The organism is Mesorhizobium sp. U510 (assembly GCF_059180695.1).
Genome location: NZ_CP180532.1, coordinates 580912 through 599901, shown reverse-complemented (window position 1 = coordinate 599901; position 18990 = coordinate 580912). Strand labels below are relative to the sequence as shown.

Genomic DNA, 18990 nt, shown 5'->3' with positions numbered 1-18990 from the left:
GTTCCAGGGCGTGTCAATGGTTGCCGCTGTCAGGGACGGCAATTATGGGCGGTCAATCCGGGTAGCAGACCATCGGAATGTTCGGCCACACCGCGCTGTCGCAGTTGGCGCTGACTTGCCTCTGTTTGAAGGCGGTGCTGACCGGTCCCGTCACCATCGGGTCAACGCCATCAGGCGCATCGGCAAAGGCCTGTTCGGCGGTCTGGGTGTCTGACTGCGCAACGGCGCGCGCGCCTTTCTGGGTCGCGGCAGCCGACTGCGCGGCGTTGGCCGCCAGCAGCAAGGCAAAGGCCACCGAAGCGATGAGCGGCCAAAATCTGTTGAGTTTATCGGTCATGACGGTCGAACTGCCCGGGCCCTGAAAGGTTCCCGCCTTGGTTAACAAAATCATCTCACACGCAGATGCTTAAGATTTGATGAGTATTTGGTGTCGCGCTTCCCCTTTCGCAACTGCGAAAAACCCTGTATGAGCCGCGCAACCGAAAGAGGCAGCGCCTTTGGCCTGCTGCCTGCAACGCTTCCGAGACCCAGAACATGAAACTCCGTAATATCGCGATCATCGCGCACGTCGACCATGGAAAGACCACCCTTGTCGACCAGCTTTTGAAGCAGTCCGGCTCCTTCCGCGACAATCAGCGCGTCGCCGAGCGCGCCATGGATTCCAACGACCTGGAAAAGGAGCGCGGCATCACCATCCTGGCCAAGGCGACCTCGGTCGACTGGAAGGACACCCGCATCAACATCGTCGACACACCCGGCCACGCCGATTTCGGCGGCGAGGTCGAGCGCATCCTGTCGATGGTGGATTCGGCCATCGTGCTGGTCGACGCCGCCGAGGGCCCGATGCCGCAGACCAAGTTCGTCGTCGGCAAGGCGCTCAAGGTCGGCCTGAAGCCGATCGTCGTCATCAACAAGATCGACCGCCCGGACGCCCGCCATGTCGAGGTGGTCAACGAGGTGTTCGACCTGTTCGCCGCGCTCGACGCCACCGACGAGCAGCTCGACTTCCCGATTCTCTACGGTTCTGGCCGCGATGGCTGGGTTTCGGAAAATCCGGAAGGCCCGAAGGACCAGCAGCTTGGGCCGCTGTTTGATCTCATCATCAAGCATGTGCCGGCACCGACCGTCCATCCCGGTCCGTTCCGGATGATCGGCACCATCCTGGAAGCCAACCCCTTCCTCGGCCGCATCATTACCGGCCGTATCGAATCCGGCACGCTGAAGGCCAACCAGGCGGTCAAGGTGCTGCACCATGACGGCACCCAGATCGAAACCGGCCGCATCTCGAAGATCCTGGCTTTCCGCGGCCTCGAGCGCCAGCCGATCGAGGAAGCCCAGGCGGGCGATATCGTCGCCATCGCCGGCCTGTCCAAGGGTACCGTCGCCGACACGTTCTGCGACCTAGCGGTGACCGAGGCGCTGCATGCGCAGCCGATCGATCCGCCGACCGTGACCATGTCCTTCCTGGTCAATGACAGCCCGCTCGCCGGTACCGAAGGCGACAAGGTGACCAGCCGCGTCATCCGCGACCGCCTGCTGCGCGAGGCCGAAGGCAATGTCGCGCTGAAGATCGAGGAATCGCCCGACAAGGATTCGTTCTTCGTCTCCGGTCGTGGCGAATTGCAGCTCGCCGTGCTGATCGAGACGATGCGCCGCGAAGGCTTTGAAATCGCCGTGTCGCGCCCGCGCGTGGTCATGCAGAAGGGCGAGAGCGGCGAATTGCTGGAGCCGGTCGAGGAAGTCGTCATCGACGTCGACGAAGAGCATGCCGGCGTGGTCGTGCAGAAGATGTCGGAGCGCAAGGCCGAGATGGTCGAACTGCGCCCCTCCGGCGGCAACCGCCAGCGCATCGTCTTCCACGCGCCGACGCGCGGCCTGATCGGCTACCAGTCGGAGCTTCTGACCGACACGCGCGGCACCGCCGTGATGAACCGGCTGTTCCATGCCTACGAGCCCTACAAGGGCGAACTGCCCGGCCGCACCAACGGCGTGCTGATCTCCAACGAGCAGGGCGAATCGGTCGCCTACGCCATGTGGAACCTGGAAGACCGCGGCCCGATGGTCATCGATCCGGGCGTCAAGGTCTATCAGGGCATGATCATCGGCATCCACTCCCGCGACAACGACCTCGAAGTGAACGTGCTGAAGGGCAAGAAGCTGACCAACATCCGCGCCGCCGGCAAGGACGAGGCGGTCAAGCTCACCCCGCCGATCCGCATGACCCTGGAACGCGCGCTGGCCTGGATCCAGGACGACGAACTGGTCGAAGTGACGCCGAAGACCATCCGGCTGCGCAAACTCTATCTCGACCCGAACGAGCGCAAGCGTTTCGAGAAGTCGTCCAAGGCGGTCGGCGCGGCGTAATTTCTTCTTCCGACGATTTCCGAGAGGGGCGGGGCACTAGGTGCTCCGCCCCTTTCTCGTTTTACCCGCCGGCTGCGGAGATGATCGCTTCGTGGTCCGGCTCGCCGGCCAGGTCGATCCGGACCGTCATCCCCTGGCGGGCCGGCTTGCGTAGGGCTTTGTCGCCGTCCGGATCGACGATCAGCAGGCGTCGTTCCTCCAGCGCCTGAAGCCGCGAGCGCGAGATGCCAAGTTCGCTGGCGAGCAGACGATCAAGCCGCAGCGATGTCGGCATTTCCAGCCCAAGCCGGAGTTCCAGCGCCGCCGCGCGGTCCCTGGCGCCGCCTAGCAACCGCTTATGCACGGCGACATCGGGAAACTCCTCGACGCGCCCGACCTGGTTGCGCAAGGCGACCATGTCGAAGGCATGGCGCCGCGCCAGTCCCGGGTCGTTGCTTTCGAACGCCTGCAGCAGGGCCGGTTCGATGTCGCGGCGGTTGCAGCGTTCGAAAATGCCGAAATTCCAGGAATTGTCGCAGTCGACGCAGCGGTAGATCAGCCACACGTCGATGCGCTTGCCGTTGGCGTTGACGCGGAATTTTCCGCTGCAGCGATAGGCCTTCATGCCGCCGCAGCGATTGCAGTTGATCAGCGGTTGAGGTGCGATTTGGGGCGCGATCGCCCAGTGGATGCGTAAAGTGCCGGACATGCCGGTAAGCCCTTCCCGTCGGGAAGTTCATCAGGTCGGCACGATCGAGATGCCCATGCGGGCGCGGCGTGGCGGTAGGCTGTGGGGATGGTCAGGTGTCGCCGGCGGAAAGCGCGCGACAGCGGTTCAGCAGTGCCAAACCGGTCTCGAACCGCCGCCCAGAAGAACACATGAATATAAGCCAGGCACCGCGGATGCGGCGCCATGCGAGTGTGTTGGGGGAGTTGACGAGACCGGCGGTTACTGAGGCAAAGTGAAGCTCAAAATTGTTTCGTGGCAGGTCTTCTAGCCGTAGCCAACGAGGACGGCAAGGCAGACCAACGAATGATGGCTTCCGACTTTATTCGGGGCATTCGGAGACGTCCGGCGGGAAACTACCGTCGGTTCCATGCACTGGCGATCACCGATCTGATGGCGCTGGTGCCCAGGGGAGGTACGCTTTCTATGTCTTCAATGGTTCGCAAGACGGAATAGTGATCGATCCTTTCGGAGTATCGCCCTGGTTCAACTCGAAATCCGTAGAATAAAGTAAATATATGATTCTCTGTATGGTAGTCGTCTTCATCGAATGTCACGATAAAAAGGCTGTTATTTTTCTTCGACCAAGCCGCGTAGCCCCCAAGGTAAGTTTTTAACCAGGCATCCGCCGCCTCTATTGTGCCATCATGCATGTCATTTTCGAGATTGGGGATTACGAAGCTAACGGATGGTAGCTTCGCATAGTCGCGAGGGAACTGGGCCAAAGGCTTCTCAAATCCCTTTGAATCCGCAAACGATTCCCAAGGATTGTGTTTTCGCGGCGATTTGGCTTCGACGTAGCCCGTGAACGTCTTGCCGTGAGCTCGAAGACGAGCGGCCAGGTTCGGTGCTGCAAAGCTATGCATGCCATCGTCATGGACGCCTTGTGTCAAGCCGCTGAACAGGGCGAAGTAATCGGGTTGGCTGGGGTGAGCAACCCCGTAGGACCGATCGAACAGAGCGCCGCCTTTTGCCAGCCTGTTCAAATAGGGAGCACCTCGCCCCGCCAGAGAAATCTGCTCAAAGGTGTGGTTTTCCATGATCACGACAACGACGTGATCATATTTCGGCGGCTTCCTTGACGATGTTACAGCCTGCGGCGCTCCGGTCAGCGTCATGACGGCTACCAGGACAGCCGGCATGGAGAACCGTCGAAGGACAGCGCGCCAACTTTGCACAGCCACGAGAACTCCTCCTCCCGCCTGCTCGGCAAGATCAACCTGACTGCAAGCCACCGACGTTGCAAGCGGCGATGTCGATCGGATATCGTCCGCCCTTCAACCGCTTGGAAGGCAGTGCCATGCATCTCACCTCGCTCCTGATCTTCGCCGCCGCCTTGTTCGTTGCCGCCGGCTCGCCCGGTCCGTCGATCGCGGCACTGGTCGCACGCGTCATCGCGAAGGGCTTTCGCGACGTGTTCCCGTTCCTTCTCGCCATGTGGATCGGCGAGGGCATCTGGCTGTCGCTGGCGGTGTTCGGACTTGCCGTCGTGGCGCAGACCTTTCACTTTGCCTTTGTTGTCGTGAAATGGGCAGGCGTCGCCTATCTCGCTTACCTTGCCTGGAAGATGTGGACGGCGCCCGTCGACGCGAAAGAAGGCGAGATGCCGCGCGAGGATTTAGCCGTGAAGCTGTTCTTCGCCGGCATGGCCGTGACGCTCGGCAACCCCAAGATCATGATGTTCTACCTGGCGCTGCTGCCGACCATCATCGACCTCGCTTCGGTCAGCATCGTCGGCTGGGTCGAGCTGACGGTGACCATGGCGGTGGTGCTGATCGCCATCGATCTCGCCTGGGTGCTCGCCGCGGCGCAGGCGCGCAAGCTCTTGAAGAGCAAGCGCGCCATGAAGATCGCCAACCGCGTCAGCGCCACCACGATGGCCGGCGCCGCTGCCGCGATCGCGGCGCGGTCTTGAGCATGATCCTGAGGCGAGGCGTCAGGCCATCATATTGATGATCGGTGCGATCTCGACGTTGCAGTTCGGCATGGCCAGCATCGGGCAGCCTTTGGCCTTTTCGGCGGCATCGTCGATGTCTTTGGCCTCGATGATCGAGTAGCCGCCGGTCGGGTTGCTGCCGCCGTTGTTTTCTATCTTGCCGCCAGGCAGGACGGTCTTCGACATGCCGACTGGATTGCCTGGATCGACAACGGCCGAGCCAAGCTTTCCGAACCAGCCTGTCCAGGCGTCGGTCATCGCCTTTCGCTCGGCTTCGCTCGTCGGCATCTTCCCGGAGCCGTGATAGACGTAGAGAAACTTCGCCATGTTCTCCTCCCTTGATGAGCGGCATTGAACCGGCATGCGGTCATGCCGCCTGCCGATCATCGGACCAAACCGACAAACACGCAACGGAAATGAGGGGTGGCTAATATAAGGCGCGGCTAGGGCCCGCCTCAACGCGCCATGGCGTGGTACTCGTCGTTCGGCCGCATGTCGATTGCCGCCGCCACCCGGTTCGACATATTGAAGAAGGCCGCGGTCGAGGCGATGTCCCAGATGTCGCGGTCGCCGAAGCCGACCTTTCGCAGCGCTGCCCGGTCGGCCTCGACGATCTTGGCCGGCTCCTCGGTCAGCTTGACGGCGAATTCGAGCATCGCTGTCTGCCTGGGGGAAAGCGCGGCGGCACGGAAGTTCATCACCATCATCTCGCCGAGCGCCGGGTCGCCCGACAGCTGTCGCACCGCGGCGCCATGCGCGGTCAGGCAGTAGTAGCAATGATTGATGGAGGACACGGCAACGGCGATCATCTCGCGCTCCAGCTTCGACAGGCCGGACTCGCCCAGCATCAGGTCGTTGTACATGTCGGTGAAGGCGCGCAGTTTCTTGTCGTCGAAGGCATAGGCCTTGAGCACGTTGGGAACCAGGCCGAGCTTCTCCTGGCATTTGGCGAAATAGGCCTTTGTCGGCTCGCTCAGCTCTCCCGAGGCCAGATCCAGTGCTGAAATTTTGCCGGTCATGGGTCACTTCTCCTCGTCGGGCGCTGTCTTGTGATCGAATTCCGATAATTCATGGCAAGCCGTCAAACCTTTGTCGCCAAACAGCGGTCATCTGCTACGATAGTCGTAAAAGCATTCGACGGGAGGGAATAGCGTCATGGCCAGCGTGAAATCCGCAGCGAAGCCGAAGAAAAAAGCCACATCGGCGACAAAGACCGAGGAAAGGCCAGCCAGGCTTGCCGATTACCTGCTCGCCCGGGCACCGGCGGAAGACATCGCCGCCTATGAGGCGGCCGATCTCGAACGCGCCGCCGACCTCGCGGGCCAAGCGGTCGCCGGCCACAAGAAGGGCGCGTGCGTGGTTGCCGTCGAGACCGATTCGGGCGTCGTCCGCGAAGGCCGCCCGGTCACGGTCATCACCGTCGTCAACGACAACATGCCGTTCCTGTTCGATTCCATCCTCGGCGAGATCACCGAGACATCCGGCGAGCCGACCCTGGTCACCCACCCGGTCATCACCGTTCGCCATGGCAAACGCGGTGTCGAGGAAATCCTCGGCGACGGCAATTTCGCCAAGGACGATGGCAGCCACGACCGGCTGAGCGTCATCCATGTCCACATACCGCGGCTGACGGTGGAAGCGGCAAACGCCCTGACCGAGCGGCTGCGCAAGATGCTTGGCCAGGTCCATGCCGCCGTCAAGGACTGGAAGCCGATGCTCGCCCGTCTCGACCAGGCGATCTCGGAATTCCGCTATTCGGCGGTACCGCTCGACAAGAACAGCGTCGCCGAGGCGATCGCCTTCCTGGAATGGCTGCGCGACGACAATTTCACCTTCCTCGGCATGCGCGAGTTCAAATACTCCGGCGGCGAGGAAAGCGGCAATCTCGAGCGGGCCGACAAGCCCGGCCTCGGCATTTTGTCCGATCCCGATGTGCTGGTGCTCAGGCGCGGCACCGAAGCGGTGACGACGACCCCTGAGATTCGAGCCTTCCTGCATGGGCCGGAGCCGCTGATCGTCACCAAGGCCAATGCCAAGTCTTCCGTGCACCGGCGCATCTATCTCGACTACATCGGCGTCAAGACCTATACCCCGAAGGGCACGCTTGCCGGCGAACTGCGTATCGTCGGCCTGTTCACCTCGACCGCCTACACGCGCTCGGTGATGAAGATCCCGTATCTCAGGTCCAAGGCCGAAACCATCATCGCCAAGTCCGGCTTCGACCGGCACGACCACTCCGGCAAGGCGCTGATCAACGTGCTGGAAAGCTATCCGCGCGACGAACTGTTCCAGGTGCCGGTGCCGATCCTGCGCAAGCATGCCGCGGCCATTCTCGGCCTGATAGAGCGGCCGCGCGTCCGGGCGCTGGTGCGCGCCGACCAGTTCGACCGCTTCGTCTCGATCCTCGTCTTCGTGCCGCGCGACCGCTACGACAGCGTCGTGCGCGAGAAGATCGGCGCCTATCTGAAAAACGTGTTCGAAGGCCGGCTGTCGGCCTACTACCCGGCCTTCCCCGAAGGCGGGCTGGCGCGCGTGCATTTCATCATCGGCCGCTCCGGCGGCAAGACGCCGAAGGTCGAGCAGGCGACGATCGAGGCGGCGATCCGCGACATCGTGCGGACATGGGAGGATGCCCTTTCCGACGCGGCGGATGCGGGTGGCGGCGACCAGGCGTTGAAGGCCATCGCCGCAAGGCTGCCTGAAAGCTACCGCGATTCCTTCAGCGCCGCGGTGGCGCTGGCCGATGCCGGGCGCATCGCCAGGATTAGCGCCGATAATCCCATCGCCATCGACTACTATCGCCATGCCGAGCAGAAGCCGCACCAGGCGGCGCTGAAGATCTATCACCATGGCAGCCCGGTGGCGCTGTCGCGGCGCGTGCCGGTGCTGGAAAACATCGGCTTCCGCGTCATCAGCGAGCGCACCTTCGAGGTCGGCGACGATGCGACCGACATGGTCTTCATCCACGACATGGAACTGGAGAACAGCTACGGCAAGCCGATCGACCTTACCGATGGCGGCGCGCTGTTCGAGGACGCCTTCCTGTCGGTGTGGCGCGGCGATGTCGACAATGACGGCTACAATGGCCTCGCCCAGACCGCCGGCCTGTGGTCCGGTGAAATCACCATTCTGCGCGCCTATGGCCGCTATCTGCAGCAGGTCGGCATTCCGCAAAGCCAGGATTTCATCGCCGCGGCGCTCAACCGCTATCCCGATATCGCGCGCGGCCTGCACGCGCTGTTCATTGCCCGGCTCGGCCCGACGGCGGAAACCGAGGGCGTGGTGGCGGCAAAGCACCTCAAGGCCAAGATCAAGGACGCGCTGGAAGATGTGCCCAACATCGATGACGACACCATCATCCGGCGCTACCTCAATCTGATCGAAGCCTCGCTGCGCACCAATCATTTCGTTGCCGATACGAAGCAGAAGAGCCAGTCGCTGGCGATCAAGCTCGAGTCGCAGGCGGTCGAGGGTCTTCCGGCGCCACGACCGTGGCGCGAGATCTTCGTCTACGGTTCCGAGGTCGAAGGCCTGCATCTGCGCTTCGGCCCGGTGGCGCGTGGCGGCCTGCGCTGGTCGGACCGCGCCCAGGACTACCGCACCGAAGTGCTCGGCCTGGTCAAGGCGCAGCAGGTCAAGAACGCCGTCATCGTGCCGGTCGGCGCCAAGGGCGGCTTCTTCCCCAAGCGCCTGCCGGTGGGCGGCAGCCGCGACGCGATCTTCGAGGCTGGTACCTCGGCCTACAAGAATTTCGTCTCAAGCCTTTTGTCGATCACCGACAATATCGGGCTGGACGGTGTCATTCCGCCGGCCGGGGTCGTGCGCCGCGACCAGGACGATCCCTATTTCGTCGTCGCCGCCGACAAGGGCACGGCGACCTTCTCCGACACCGCCAACGCCATCTCCGAGAAACATGGCTTCTGGCTCGACGATGCCTTCGCCAGCGGCGGCTCGGCCGGCTATGACCACAAGAAGATGGGCATTACCGCCAAGGGCGCCTGGGAAGCGGTCAAGCGGCATTTCCGCGAGATCAACCGCGACATCCAGACCTCGCCCTTCACCGTCGTCGGCGTCGGCGACATGTCGGGCGACGTTTTCGGCAATGGCATGCTGTTGTCGCCGCAGACAAGGCTGATCGCCGCCTTCGATCATCGCGACATCTTCATCGATCCCGATCCCGACATGACGGCCTCGATGGCCGAGCGCGAGCGCATGTTCGCGCTGCCGCGTTCGAGCTGGCAGGACTATGACAAGACCAAGCTGTCGGAAGGCGGCGTCATCGTCTCGCGCAGCCAGAAGTCGATCACCTTGCCGGCGGCCGCCGCGGCGGCGATCGGCCTCAGCAAGACCACCGCCACGCCGGCCGAGATCATGACCGCCATCCTCAAGGCGCCGGTCGACCTCCTGTGGTTCGGCGGCATCGGCACTTACTTGAGGGCCTCCACCGAAAGCAATGCCGAGGTCGGCGACCGCGCCAATGACGCCATCCGCATCACCGCGCTCGACGTGCGCGCCAAGGTGATCGGGGAGGGCGCCAATCTCGGCGTCACGCAGCGCGCCCGCATCGAGTTCGGCATGAATGGCGGTCGCTGCAATTCCGACGCCATCGACAATTCGGGCGGCGTCAACTGCTCCGACGTCGAGGTCAACATCAAGATCGCGCTGGCGTCGGCCATGCGCAAGGGATCGCTGACGCGCCCGGCCCGCAACAAGCTGCTGGCCGAGATGACCGGCGAGGTCGGCGGGCTGGTGCTCTCCAACAACTACCAGCAGACGCTGGCGCTTTCGATCGCCCGCAAGCGCGGCCTTGCCGACATCGCGCACCAGGCCCGCTTCATGTCAGCGCTCGAAGCGCGCGGCCTGCTCGACCGCGCCGTGGAGACGCTGCCGTCGCCGGCTGCCCTTGCCGAGCGCGAGGCGCGCGGCGAGCCGCTGACCAGGGCCGAACTCGGCGTGCTGCTCGCCTATGCCAAGATCGTGCTGTTTTCCGACATCGTCGCCAGCGATGTGCCTGACGATGCGCATTTCGACCGTGACCTGATGGGCTATTTCCCTGACCGGATGGCGAAGAAATACGCCGCCGAAATCCACGGCCACAGGCTGCGCCGCGAGATCATCGCCCGCGTCGTCGCCAACGACCTGGTCAATCGCGGCGGCCCGTCCTTCGTGAACCGGCTGCAGGAAGCCACCGGGCGCACCGCCGCCGACGTGGTGCGCACCTTCGCCGTGGTGCGAGACGGCTTTGCGCTGCCGGCGCTCTATAGCGAGATCGATGCGCTCGACAGTCAGATCGACGGCCAGGTGCAGCTCGATCTCTACCAGATGGTCAGCCGGCTGATCTACGTGACCAGCGGCTGGTATCTGAAGAACGATGCCGGCACGGCGCCGCTCGGCCAGCGCATCGCCGAGCTGCAGGACGCGCGCAAGGCGCTGGAGCCGAAGCTCGTTTCGCTGCTGCCGGCTTTCTCGCGCGAGCGGATCGAGGAGAAGCGGCACGGGCTGTTCAAGGCTGGCGCGCCGGAAAAGCTGGCCGAGCAGCTGGCGCTGAGCGAGGTGGCCGAACTCATCCCCGACATCGCGCTGACGGCGCGCACGGCCGGTGCTGACATCGTCGCGGCGGCACGAGCGTTCTTCGCGGTCAGCGATGCCTTCCGCATCCCGCGTGTCGAGGACGCGGCGCGCTCGATCACGCCTTCGGACTACTACGACCAGTTGGCGCTATCGCGCGCCACCGACACGATCGGCGCGGCGCGTCGCGGCATTGCGGTGACGGCGCTCACCGGCCATGCCAAGGCAGCGGATCCGGTGGCGGCCTGGCTGGAAGCCGGCGGCGAGCGCGTGGCGCGCATCCGCGAGCGTCTGCAGGCGCTCACCGAAGGCGGCGAGATCACCGTGTCGCGGCTGTCCGTGGCGTCTGGGCTGATGAGCGATCTGACCGGGATGTGAGGGTTCTTGCGGAGGTTCGCGCCGCCCCTCATCCGGCTGCCGCCGTTCGTTGTTCGAAAAGCCAAGCAATTGGCTTTTCGTCCGCTACGCGAGCCACTCCTCACCTCCCGTATAGTGACAGGGAGAAGGGAACTGGTCGCGAGGCCGGCGCCCATTCTGCGACGTCGACAATTGGCGAAAGCCTTCGCGACAGCGTCTTTCTCCCCGTCACTATACGGGGAGAAATGTCCGGCAGGACAATGAGGAGCGGCGCAACGCTTGTCATTTGCATGGGCATCAGAAACATGCAGACATGGCGCCCGACGCGGGTGGGGCCGAGGGAATCATCATGGCGGTAGAGACAATGCAGCGGGCGTCCGGGCGCGGCATCTGGGGATGGATGTTCTTCGACTGGGCGGCGCAGCCGTTCTTCACGGTCGTCACCACCTTCATCTTCGGTCCGTATTTCGTCTCGCGCATGGCTGGCGATCCCAACACCGGCCAAGCGGTCTGGGGCTACGGGATCGCCGCGGCAGGGCTGGTCATCGCCGTGCTGTCACCGATCCTCGGTTCGATCGCCGACCAGACCGGGCCGCGCAAGCCGTGGATCGCTTTCTTCGCCGCGATCAAGATCACCAGTCTCGCTCTGCTCTGGTTTGCCGCACCCGGCTCGAACCTGTTCCTGGTCGTTGCGCTGTTTTCGCTGGCTTCGGTGGCGGCGGAATTCTCCACCGTGTTCAACGATTCGATGATGCCGCGGCTGGTGCCGAAGAGCGAGATCGGCCGCATCTCCAACACGGCCTGGGGGCTCGGCTATCTCGGCGGCATGATCGCGCTGATCTTCGTCGTCACCTGCCTCGCCGGCTCGCCCGAGACCGGCAAGACGATCATCGGCATCGACCCGCTGTTCGGCCTCGACCCGAAGCTTGGCGAGGATGCGCGTGCCACCGGGCCGCTGTCGGCCGGCTGGTATTTCCTGTTCATCCTGCCGATGTTCTTCTTCACGCCGGACGCCATCAAGGGCATTCCGATCGGGCCGGCGGTGCGCGAGGGCCTGTTGGAACTGAAATCCACGCTGGCCGAGGTGCGCAGGCGCGGCGGCATCTTCCGCTTCCTCGTCGCCCGCATGATCTACCAGGACGGCGTCAACGCGCTGCTGGCGCTCGGCGGCACGTTCGCGGCTGGCATGTTCCATTGGTCGATCACAGAGATCGGCATGTTCGGCATCATCCTCAATGTCGTCGCCATCTTCGGCTGTTGGATCGCGGCACGCCTCGACACCGCGCTCGGCTCCAAGGCCGTGGTGATGATCGCACTGGTCATGCTGTCGGTCGCCACCATCGGCGTCGTCTCGACCGGCCCAGGCTTCACGTTGCTCGGCCTGATCCAGCTGCCGACCACCGATTCGGGCGGGCTGTTCGGCACGGCGGCCGAAAAGGCCTACATCATGTATGGCCTGCTGATTGGCCTTGCCTTCGGCCCGGTGCAGGCGTCGTCACGCTCCTACATGGCGCGCAGCGTCACGGCGGCGGAATCCGGCCGCTATTTCGGCATCTATGCGCTGGCCGGGCGGGCGACCAGCTTCCTGGCGCCGTTCCTGGTGGCGACCATCACCGCGCTCAGCGATTCGGCGCGGCTCGGCATGGCCGTGATCATCCTGTTCCTCGGCATCGGCATGGCGATCCTGGTCAGGACGCCCTATCCGGCGGATCGGCCGGCGGAATAGCGCCTTACTCTCCCCTTGTGGGGAGGGTGGATCCGCGAAGCGGAGCGGGGTGGGGGTCAGCGCCATCACCCCACCCCGGCGCGCTCGCAAGCGAGCGCACCGACCCTCCCCATCAAGGGGAGGGTAAACGTGCTCAGTGCCGGAAATGCCTCACGCCCGTAAACACCATCGCGATGCCATGTTCATCGGCCGCCGCAATGACGTCCTTGTCGTTCATCGAGCCGCCCGGCTGGATGACGGCGGTGGCTCCGGCGGCGACCGCGGCAAGCAGGCCGTCGGCGAAGGGGAAGAAGGCATCGGAGGCGACGACCGAGCCCTTGGTCAGCGGTTCGACCATGCCGGCGGCCTCGGCCGCGTCCAGCGCCTTGCGGGCGGCGATGCGGGAGGAATCGACGCGGCTCATCTGGCCGGCGCCGATGCCGACCGTGGCGCCGTCTTTTGCATAGACGATGGCGTTCGACTTGACGTGCTTGGCGACGCGGAAGGCGAATTTGAGATCGGCCATCTCCGCCGGCGTCGGCGCGCGCTTGGTCACCACTTTCAGTTCGAGATCGTCGACCACGGCGTTGTCCCGGCTCTGGACGAGCAGGCCGCCGGCAACGGATTTGACGGTCGTGCCGGGCGAGCGCGGGTCGGGCAAGCCACCGGTGACCAGCAGGCGCAGGTTTTTCTTCGCTGCAACGATCGCCGCGGCCTCGTCCGTGGCATCGGGCGCGATGATCACCTCGGTGAAGGTCTTCACGATGTCCTGCGCCGCTTCGGCGTCGAGGGTGCGATTCATTGCGACGATGCCGCCGAAGGCCGAGACCGGATCGCACGCAAGCGCCTTGGCGTAGGCCGATTTCAGCGATGTGCCCTCGGCGACGCCACACGGGTTGGCGTGCTTGATGATGGCGACCGCGGCGGAGCGGCTGGGATCGAACTCGCCGGCCAGTTCGAAGGCGGCGTCGGTGTCGTTGATGTTGTTGTAGGAGAGCTGCTTGCCTTGCAGCTGCCGCGTCGTGGCGACGCCAGGGCGCTTGTCGCCATTGACGTAGAAGCCGGCGCTCTGGTGCGGGTTTTCGCCATAGCGCATCACTTCGGTCAGCCTGCCGCCGAAGGCGCGCCAGGTCGGGTGCTCGATCTCCAGCGCCTCGGCGAACCAGCTGGAAATCGCCGCGTCATAGCTGGCGGTGCGCGCAAAGGCCTTGGCCGCCAGCTTCTTGCGGAAATCCAGCGACAGCGAGCCGATGTTCATTTCCAGTGCGTTCAGCACCGAGGCGTAGTCGCCTGGATCGGTGACGATGGCGACATAGGCGTGGTTCTTGGCCGAGGCGCGGATCATCGCCGGGCCGCCAATGTCGATGTTCTCGACGATTGCTGCATAGTCGGCGCCGGAGCGGCGGACTTCCTCGAACGGATAGAGATTGGAGACGAGGAGGTCGATCGGCTCGATGCCGTATTTGCGCATCGCCGCCGCATGCTCGGGGTCGTCGCGCACGCCAAGCAGCGCCCCATGCACGGAAGGGTGCAAGGTCTTGACGCGGCCATCCATGATCTCGGGAAAGCCGGTGAGTTCGGAGACATCGCGCACCGCCAGGCCGGCCTCGGCGATCGCCTTGGCGGTACCGCCGGTCGAGACCAGTTCGACGCCGGCCGCGGCCAATGCCGTGGCGAAGTCGATGAGGCCGGTCTTGTCGAACACCGAAAGCAAGGCACGGCGTACGGGAACGAGGTCCGGGGCGGGAATTTTCTTGGCGGCGACGGCCATGGGCTGGCGGCCTTTCACGGCTGGAGGGGCAAGCCCGCGCCGTAGCACATGACATCAGGAAATCAAGCGGCAAGCTTGGTGGTGGCCGGCACTCTCAGTTGTTTTCCGGATAGCCGGCAATGCTGGTGCGCGTCAGCTGCCAGTGGACTTCGGACACGTCGGAGGCCTTGAAGGCAAGCACGATCTGCCGGCTGCGGCGCGGGCCGCCGAGACCGGCGAAATAGATCGATTCCTCGACCTCCGGCACCACTTCGCCTGAGGTGAACACCCAGCTGTCGGCCTGGTCGGCGGTCAGCACCAGCCGGTCATGTTCGTCCTGCAGCAAGTTGATGTCGGGATGGACATGGAAGCGCACGGTGATGAAGTCGCGGCCATTGTTGCGGATCGCGGCATTGCCGGGCCGCTGGAACCGGTCCCTGCCGGCCAGGACATTGCCGTTCGACGACAGCTTAAGCTCGCGCTCGTGCAGGAAGCCGAAGCGCGCGACGTAGCCGTCATGGCGGGCGATGAAGCCCTGGATGCCCTTCTGGTCGATGCGCTTGCACTGCACCTGCTGCGGGCCGCCGATCAGCGGCGAGCCCAGCAGGCCGTTGACGCGCAGCGAATGGCTGAAGCGCGCCGACGAGGTGTCGTTGATGGTGGCGGTCGAGTGCGCGGCGGTGGCGCGCGCCAGCGGCCGGAACTCGGCGGCGCCATAGGTGTCGATGCCGGCATTGACGATGTAATGCTGGCGGCCGGACGACAGTTCGAAGGCGAGGCAGCCGGCGTGCGCCGCGTTGGACACGTCGACCGGCGGCGGCAGGCCGGTGTCGGCGATGACGGTGACCCCGCCCATCGACAGCCGCTCATAGCCCGAATGCGGCGCGTGCAGCAGCGGCGCGCCGGCGGTGTCGTCATGCCGCAATATGGTGGCGATGCGGTCATGGATGGTGGCGCCCATGCCGTTGAAACGGGCGAGGCTGCCATCCTGGTGGCGGAAGAAGCGCAGCGCCGGCAGCATGCGGTCGATGGCGCCGATCAGCGCCTGCGGCGGGGTTTCCGCCTGGTTGGCGTAGGTCTGGCGCAGCGGCAAAAGGTCGGCGAGGATTTCCAGCACCGACATCGGATTGCGTGAGATATGGCCGCCATCGGCGAGGATCTGGCGGTTGAGTTCCTCGGCGAGGTTGCGGGTGGCGCCGCGCAGCGCCGAAGCCGGCGCCGGCAGGGAAAGGGCGGCGAAGGCAAGTGCTATGCGGGCGCGCAGCCGGTCCTTGCCGTCGGGCATCTCGCGCGCCATCGACCTGAGATAGCGGATCTGGACGGCCAGCGATTTCAGGAAGGCGCGATAGAAGGGGAATTCGGCGCCCTGCAGCACGACGGAGGAATGCTGCAGCCAGGCGATGATGCGCTTGGCCGTCGTCCCGGGCTCCCAGGCGATACCGGCAATGTTGTTTCCGTGCATGGCGATCCAGTCGGACACCAGGGCACGCGCATTGGCGGCGGCAAGTTCGGTGCCGGCGGCGCGCATGTGGCGCAGCCAGCGAAAGCCATGCAGCGTCTTCTGCCAGCCATGATTGGGCACGTTGATCTGGAAGGGCGACTTGCCGCCGGTCTCTACCAGGTGCCCCGACAGGGGATAGCGGCCGTAATAGATCTCCAGCGCGATCTGCGGGTCGGCCAGCCGCAAGTCCGGCGGTGCAATCAGCACGCGTTCGGGCGTGCGGCCGGAATAGCGCCAGCGATAGACCGGCCCGGCGCGCAAGCGCCGGCGCGTCTTGCGCCAGAACTCCTTCGCGACAAGCGTCCACAGACGCGTCGTGTTGCTGGCAGCCAGTGCCAAAAGCCCTCCTGGTCCGTCCTCTATCCCGGCGCAAGCTTATATGATTCAAGAACTTATGCGAAGGCGGATTTCTTCCAACCGACCCACTTCACGCGGCCATGGCCGGGATCGTCCCTAAAAAAGTCGTCTCTGCCGCGACTTATGTCCTCTTGCGGCGGCGGCGAAACTCGCTGGGCGAACGGTTTTCGAGGTCGTGAAAGATTGCTCTAAAGAGCGCGGCGCATGCGCGCAGCGAAGAAGCCGTCCAGCCCCGAGCGCTCCGGCGTGCCGAGATCAAGGTCGGCGGGCGTGGTGCGCAGCGTGCCTTGCGCCGTCAAGAAAGGGTCGATGCCGGCGACCTCGCCTTGCCGCAGCGGATCGTCGACTGCGGTTGTTTCGTTGAGAAAGGCACGATGCAAATCTTCGCCTTCGAGCGGGTCGAGCGAACAATTGGAAAAGACTATCCGGCCACCGGGCCTGACCAGCGTGACGGCGCGGGTGAGCAACCGCCTTTGCAGGTCGGCGAGCTTTTCGACATCGGCCGCCGTCTTGGTCCATGGCACGTCGGGATGCCGTCGCACCGTGCCCGTCGATGAGCAGGGCGCGTCGAGCAGCACCGCGTCGAACAGCTCCGCCGGCTCGTATTTGAGCAAGTCGGCCTGGACGATCTCGGCTGACAGGCCGAGACGGTCGAGATTCTGCGCCAGCCGGGCCAGCCGGTTCTTCGATGTGTCGACCGCCGTGACCCTGGCACCGGCCAGGATCAGCTGGGCGGTCTTGCCGCCGGGCGCGGCGCAGAGGTCGGCGACACGCAATCCGCTGACATCGCCGAAGAGCCGCGCCGGCAGGCTGGCAGCCGCATCCTGAACCCACCAGGCACCTTCGGCGAAGCCGGGCAGGTCGGTGACGGCTCCGGCAAGATTTTCCACGCGCACCGTGCCGGTCGGCAGCACGATGCCGCCAAGCTTTTCGGCCCAGAGTTCGGGGTCGGCCCTGACCGAGAAGTCGACGGGCGCCTCGTAACGGTGCGCGGCGAGGATCTGCTTCGCCTTGTCGGCGCCATAGGCGGCCTTCAGCCGGTCGGAGAACCATTCTGGCGCTTCGTCGGTGACGGCAAGAGCGGCGGGCAGTTCCGTCTCCTTGGCACGCGCCAGCGTGCGCAGCACACCGTTGACCAGGCCGGAAAAGCGCTGGGTGCGCGGATCGGACTTGGCATGGGTGACCGCGAGGTCGACAGCGGCGCTGTCGGGAATGTCGAGGAACAGGATCTGCGCCGCGGCCACATGCAAGATGTGTGACAGCGCCGTAGCGTTGGGCGGCAGCGGCTTTTCCAGGCGTCGCGCCAGCAGCCCGACGATGGTCATGCGGAAGCGCAGCGCGGTGACCAGAATGGCCCGCACCAAGCCACGGTCGCGCAAATCGAGCGCCTTGTATTGCGGGTGGCCGTTCTCGTGGTCGGTCAGTCCGTCGAGCGGTGTCCTGGCGTCTATGACGGCGGCCAGCAGCCGCGCCGCCGCCTTGCGGGCGGCGAGACCGGCGACGAATTCGCCGCCGTCTCTATGGTCCTGATCGCGTGAGCCTGTGCGTCGAGGTGCTCCCACGCTCACGACCATCGGCCCTTGGGCCCGGTCGGGTTGCGCCCCCATGGGTTGGCCTTCGGCCTTTCCGGCTCCCCCGGCTGTTCCGCTTGAGGGGCCTGGCCCCACGGGCCGGACGGCTGCTGTTCTTCGGCGTGCCGAGGCGTAGGGCGCGGGGCGGCCTGGGTGCCGCCCGCCATCTGCCGCGCCATTTCCTGCAACGCGGCGATGCGGTTCTCAGTGCTGGGGTGGGTGGAGAACAGATTGTCCATACGCTCGCCGTGCAGAGGATTGATGATGAAGAGATGCGCCATCGCCGGATTGCGCTCCGCATCGGGGTTGGGAATGCGTTCGGCGCCGCGAGCGATCTTGTCAAGCGCCGATGCCAGCCACAGCGGGTCTCCACAGATTTCGGCACCACGCCGGTCGGCCTCGTATTCGCGGGTGCGGCTGACCGCCATCTGCACGATCATCGCGGCAAAAGGCGCCACGATCATCGCCGCCAGCACGCCGACAAAACCGAACGGGTTGTTGTTGTCGCGGTTGCCGCCGAGGAAGAAGGCGAAATTGCCGAGCATCGAGATGGCACCGGCAAAGGTGGCGACGATGGTCATGGTCAGCGTGTCGCGGTGCTGGACGTGCGCAAGCTCGTGCGCCATCACGGCCGCGACCTCTTCATGGGTCAGCCGCTGCAACAGTCCGGTGGAGGCGGCGACCGCCGCGTTCTGCGGGTTGCGGCCGGTGGCGAAGGCATTGGGCTGCGGATTGTCGATCAGATAGGTCCGGGGCATAGGCAGCCCGGCCTGCTTGGCCAGCGCCTGGACGATGGCGTAATATTCGGGCGCGTTCTTCTCGTCGACCTCGACGGCGCGGTTCATCGACAGCACCATCTTGTCGGCGTTCCAGTAACTGAACAGATTGGTGCCGGCGGCGATCAGCAGCGCGATCATCATGCCGCCCGAACCGCCGATCAGGAAGCCGACGCCCATGAACAGCGCCGTCATCGCGGCAAGAAGCATGGCGGTGCGAAGTGTGTTCATCGTCTGCTCCTGTCGTGGTGGTGGCAAAAAGGGGTCGATCGTGACAGCGCCGCGCGTCCTTTCGGACGCGCAAAGGACGCTGTAAGGTTTTATTTGCGCATGATCCTTTCCGAAAATCGATTCCGATTTTCGGGGTCATGCGTGGGTTCATGGCTATATGATGGGAAA

General features: G+C 64.6%; 13 protein-coding genes. 4 read left to right on the top strand and 9 right to left on the bottom strand.

Translation table 11 applies throughout. The features are described from left to right. Window positions 1–52 precede the first annotated feature (52 nt). Complete coding sequence (locus ACLGL5_RS04810) at window positions 53–337, bottom strand: hypothetical protein (protein WP_223217841.1); 285 nt, start codon at window positions 335–337, stop codon at window positions 53–55. 197 nt (window positions 338–534) lie between these two features. Here ACLGL5_RS04810 and typA point away from each other — a divergent pair, with 197 nt between their 5' ends. After that, window positions 535–2364: a translational GTPase TypA gene (gene typA / locus ACLGL5_RS04805; RefSeq protein WP_064981351.1), complete on the top strand. Its 1830-nt coding sequence runs from the start codon at window positions 535–537 to the stop codon at window positions 2362–2364. A 61-nt stretch (window positions 2365–2425) separates the two neighbouring features. Here the strand turns inward: typA and ACLGL5_RS04800 are convergent, their stop codons facing one another. After that, on the bottom strand, window positions 2426–3052 hold the full coding sequence (locus ACLGL5_RS04800) for a DUF1062 domain-containing protein (protein ID WP_069090441.1): 627 nt from the start codon (window positions 3050–3052) through the stop codon (window positions 2426–2428). 374 nt (window positions 3053–3426) lie between these two features. Next, window positions 3427–4188: an alkaline phosphatase family protein gene (locus ACLGL5_RS04795; RefSeq protein ID WP_245306995.1), complete on the bottom strand. Its 762-nt coding sequence runs from the start codon at window positions 4186–4188 to the stop codon at window positions 3427–3429. Window positions 4189–4370: 182 nt separating this feature from the next. Here ACLGL5_RS04795 and ACLGL5_RS04790 point away from each other — a divergent pair, with 182 nt between their 5' ends. Beyond that, complete coding sequence (locus ACLGL5_RS04790) at window positions 4371–4985, top strand: LysE family translocator (protein ID WP_494372946.1); 615 nt, start codon at window positions 4371–4373, stop codon at window positions 4983–4985. Window positions 4986–5006: 21 nt separating this feature from the next. Here the strand turns inward: ACLGL5_RS04790 and ACLGL5_RS04785 are convergent, their stop codons facing one another. Continuing rightward, window positions 5007–5333, bottom strand: coding sequence for a YciI family protein (locus ACLGL5_RS04785; protein ID WP_027047514.1), 327 nt, complete (start codon window positions 5331–5333; stop codon window positions 5007–5009). 128 nt (window positions 5334–5461) lie between these two features. Beyond that, a complete protein-coding gene (locus ACLGL5_RS04780; protein WP_038650381.1) occupies window positions 5462–6025 on the bottom strand; it encodes a peroxidase-related enzyme in 564 nt (187 codons plus the stop codon). Window positions 6026–6161: 136 nt separating this feature from the next. Here ACLGL5_RS04780 and ACLGL5_RS04775 point away from each other — a divergent pair, with 136 nt between their 5' ends. Continuing rightward, the gene (locus ACLGL5_RS04775; RefSeq protein WP_069090439.1) at window positions 6162–10952 is read left to right on the top strand and encodes an NAD-glutamate dehydrogenase; all 4791 of its coding nucleotides are present in this window, start codon (window positions 6162–6164) and stop codon (window positions 10950–10952) included. Between the two features lie 328 nt (window positions 10953–11280). Continuing rightward, complete coding sequence (locus ACLGL5_RS04770) at window positions 11281–12657, top strand: MFS transporter (protein ID WP_027047513.1); 1377 nt, start codon at window positions 11281–11283, stop codon at window positions 12655–12657. 133 nt (window positions 12658–12790) lie between these two features. On the opposite strand, the gene purH is transcribed toward ACLGL5_RS04770, so the two are convergent. The 4 genes from purH to htpX all read right to left on the bottom strand — a co-directional run bounded on the left by purH (window position 12791) and on the right by htpX (window position 18822). Beyond that, complete coding sequence (gene purH, locus ACLGL5_RS04765) at window positions 12791–14407, bottom strand: bifunctional phosphoribosylaminoimidazolecarboxamide formyltransferase/IMP cyclohydrolase (protein ID WP_069090438.1); 1617 nt, start codon at window positions 14405–14407, stop codon at window positions 12791–12793. 94 nt (window positions 14408–14501) lie between these two features. After that, window positions 14502–16226: a heparinase II/III family protein gene (locus ACLGL5_RS04760; protein WP_019861872.1), complete on the bottom strand. Its 1725-nt coding sequence runs from the start codon at window positions 16224–16226 to the stop codon at window positions 14502–14504. A gap of 206 nt (window positions 16227–16432) precedes the next feature. Beyond that, the gene (locus ACLGL5_RS04755; protein WP_069093212.1) at window positions 16433–17818 is read right to left on the bottom strand and encodes an RsmB/NOP family class I SAM-dependent RNA methyltransferase; all 1386 of its coding nucleotides are present in this window, start codon (window positions 17816–17818) and stop codon (window positions 16433–16435) included. After that, window positions 17809–18822 carry a zinc metalloprotease HtpX gene (gene htpX / locus ACLGL5_RS04750; RefSeq protein WP_069090437.1) on the bottom strand — a complete coding sequence of 338 codons (1014 nt, stop codon included), beginning with the start codon at window positions 18820–18822 and terminating at the stop codon, window positions 17809–17811. Before htpX ends, ACLGL5_RS04755 begins: the two co-directional genes overlap by 10 nt. Window positions 18823–18990 lie beyond the last annotated feature (168 nt).

Bases quoted from the DNA above. Each gene is read 5' to 3' on its own strand.
- ACLGL5_RS04810 (WP_223217841.1), bottom strand. From the start codon at position 337: ATGACCGATAAACTCAACAGATTTTGGCCGCTCATCGCTTCGGTGGCC.
- typA (WP_064981351.1), top strand. From the start codon at position 535: ATGAAACTCCGTAATATCGCGATCATCGCGCACGTCGACCATGGAAAG.
- ACLGL5_RS04800 (WP_069090441.1), bottom strand. From the start codon at position 3,052: ATGTCCGGCACTTTACGCATCCACTGGGCGATCGCGCCCCAAATCGCA.
- ACLGL5_RS04795 (WP_245306995.1), bottom strand. From the start codon at position 4,188: ATGACGCTGACCGGAGCGCCGCAGGCTGTAACATCGTCAAGGAAGCCG.
- ACLGL5_RS04790 (WP_494372946.1), top strand. From the start codon at position 4,371: ATGCATCTCACCTCGCTCCTGATCTTCGCCGCCGCCTTGTTCGTTGCC.
- ACLGL5_RS04785 (WP_027047514.1), bottom strand. From the start codon at position 5,333: ATGGCGAAGTTTCTCTACGTCTATCACGGCTCCGGGAAGATGCCGACG.
- ACLGL5_RS04780 (WP_038650381.1), bottom strand. From the start codon at position 6,025: ATGACCGGCAAAATTTCAGCACTGGATCTGGCCTCGGGAGAGCTGAGC.
- ACLGL5_RS04775 (WP_069090439.1), top strand. From the start codon at position 6,162: ATGGCCAGCGTGAAATCCGCAGCGAAGCCGAAGAAAAAAGCCACATCG.
- ACLGL5_RS04770 (WP_027047513.1), top strand. From the start codon at position 11,281: ATGGCGGTAGAGACAATGCAGCGGGCGTCCGGGCGCGGCATCTGGGGA.
- purH (WP_069090438.1), bottom strand. From the start codon at position 14,407: ATGGCCGTCGCCGCCAAGAAAATTCCCGCCCCGGACCTCGTTCCCGTA.
- ACLGL5_RS04755 (WP_069093212.1), bottom strand. From the start codon at position 17,818: ATGGTCGTGAGCGTGGGAGCACCTCGACGCACAGGCTCACGCGATCAG.
- htpX (WP_069090437.1), bottom strand. From the start codon at position 18,822: ATGAACACACTTCGCACCGCCATGCTTCTTGCCGCGATGACGGCGCTG.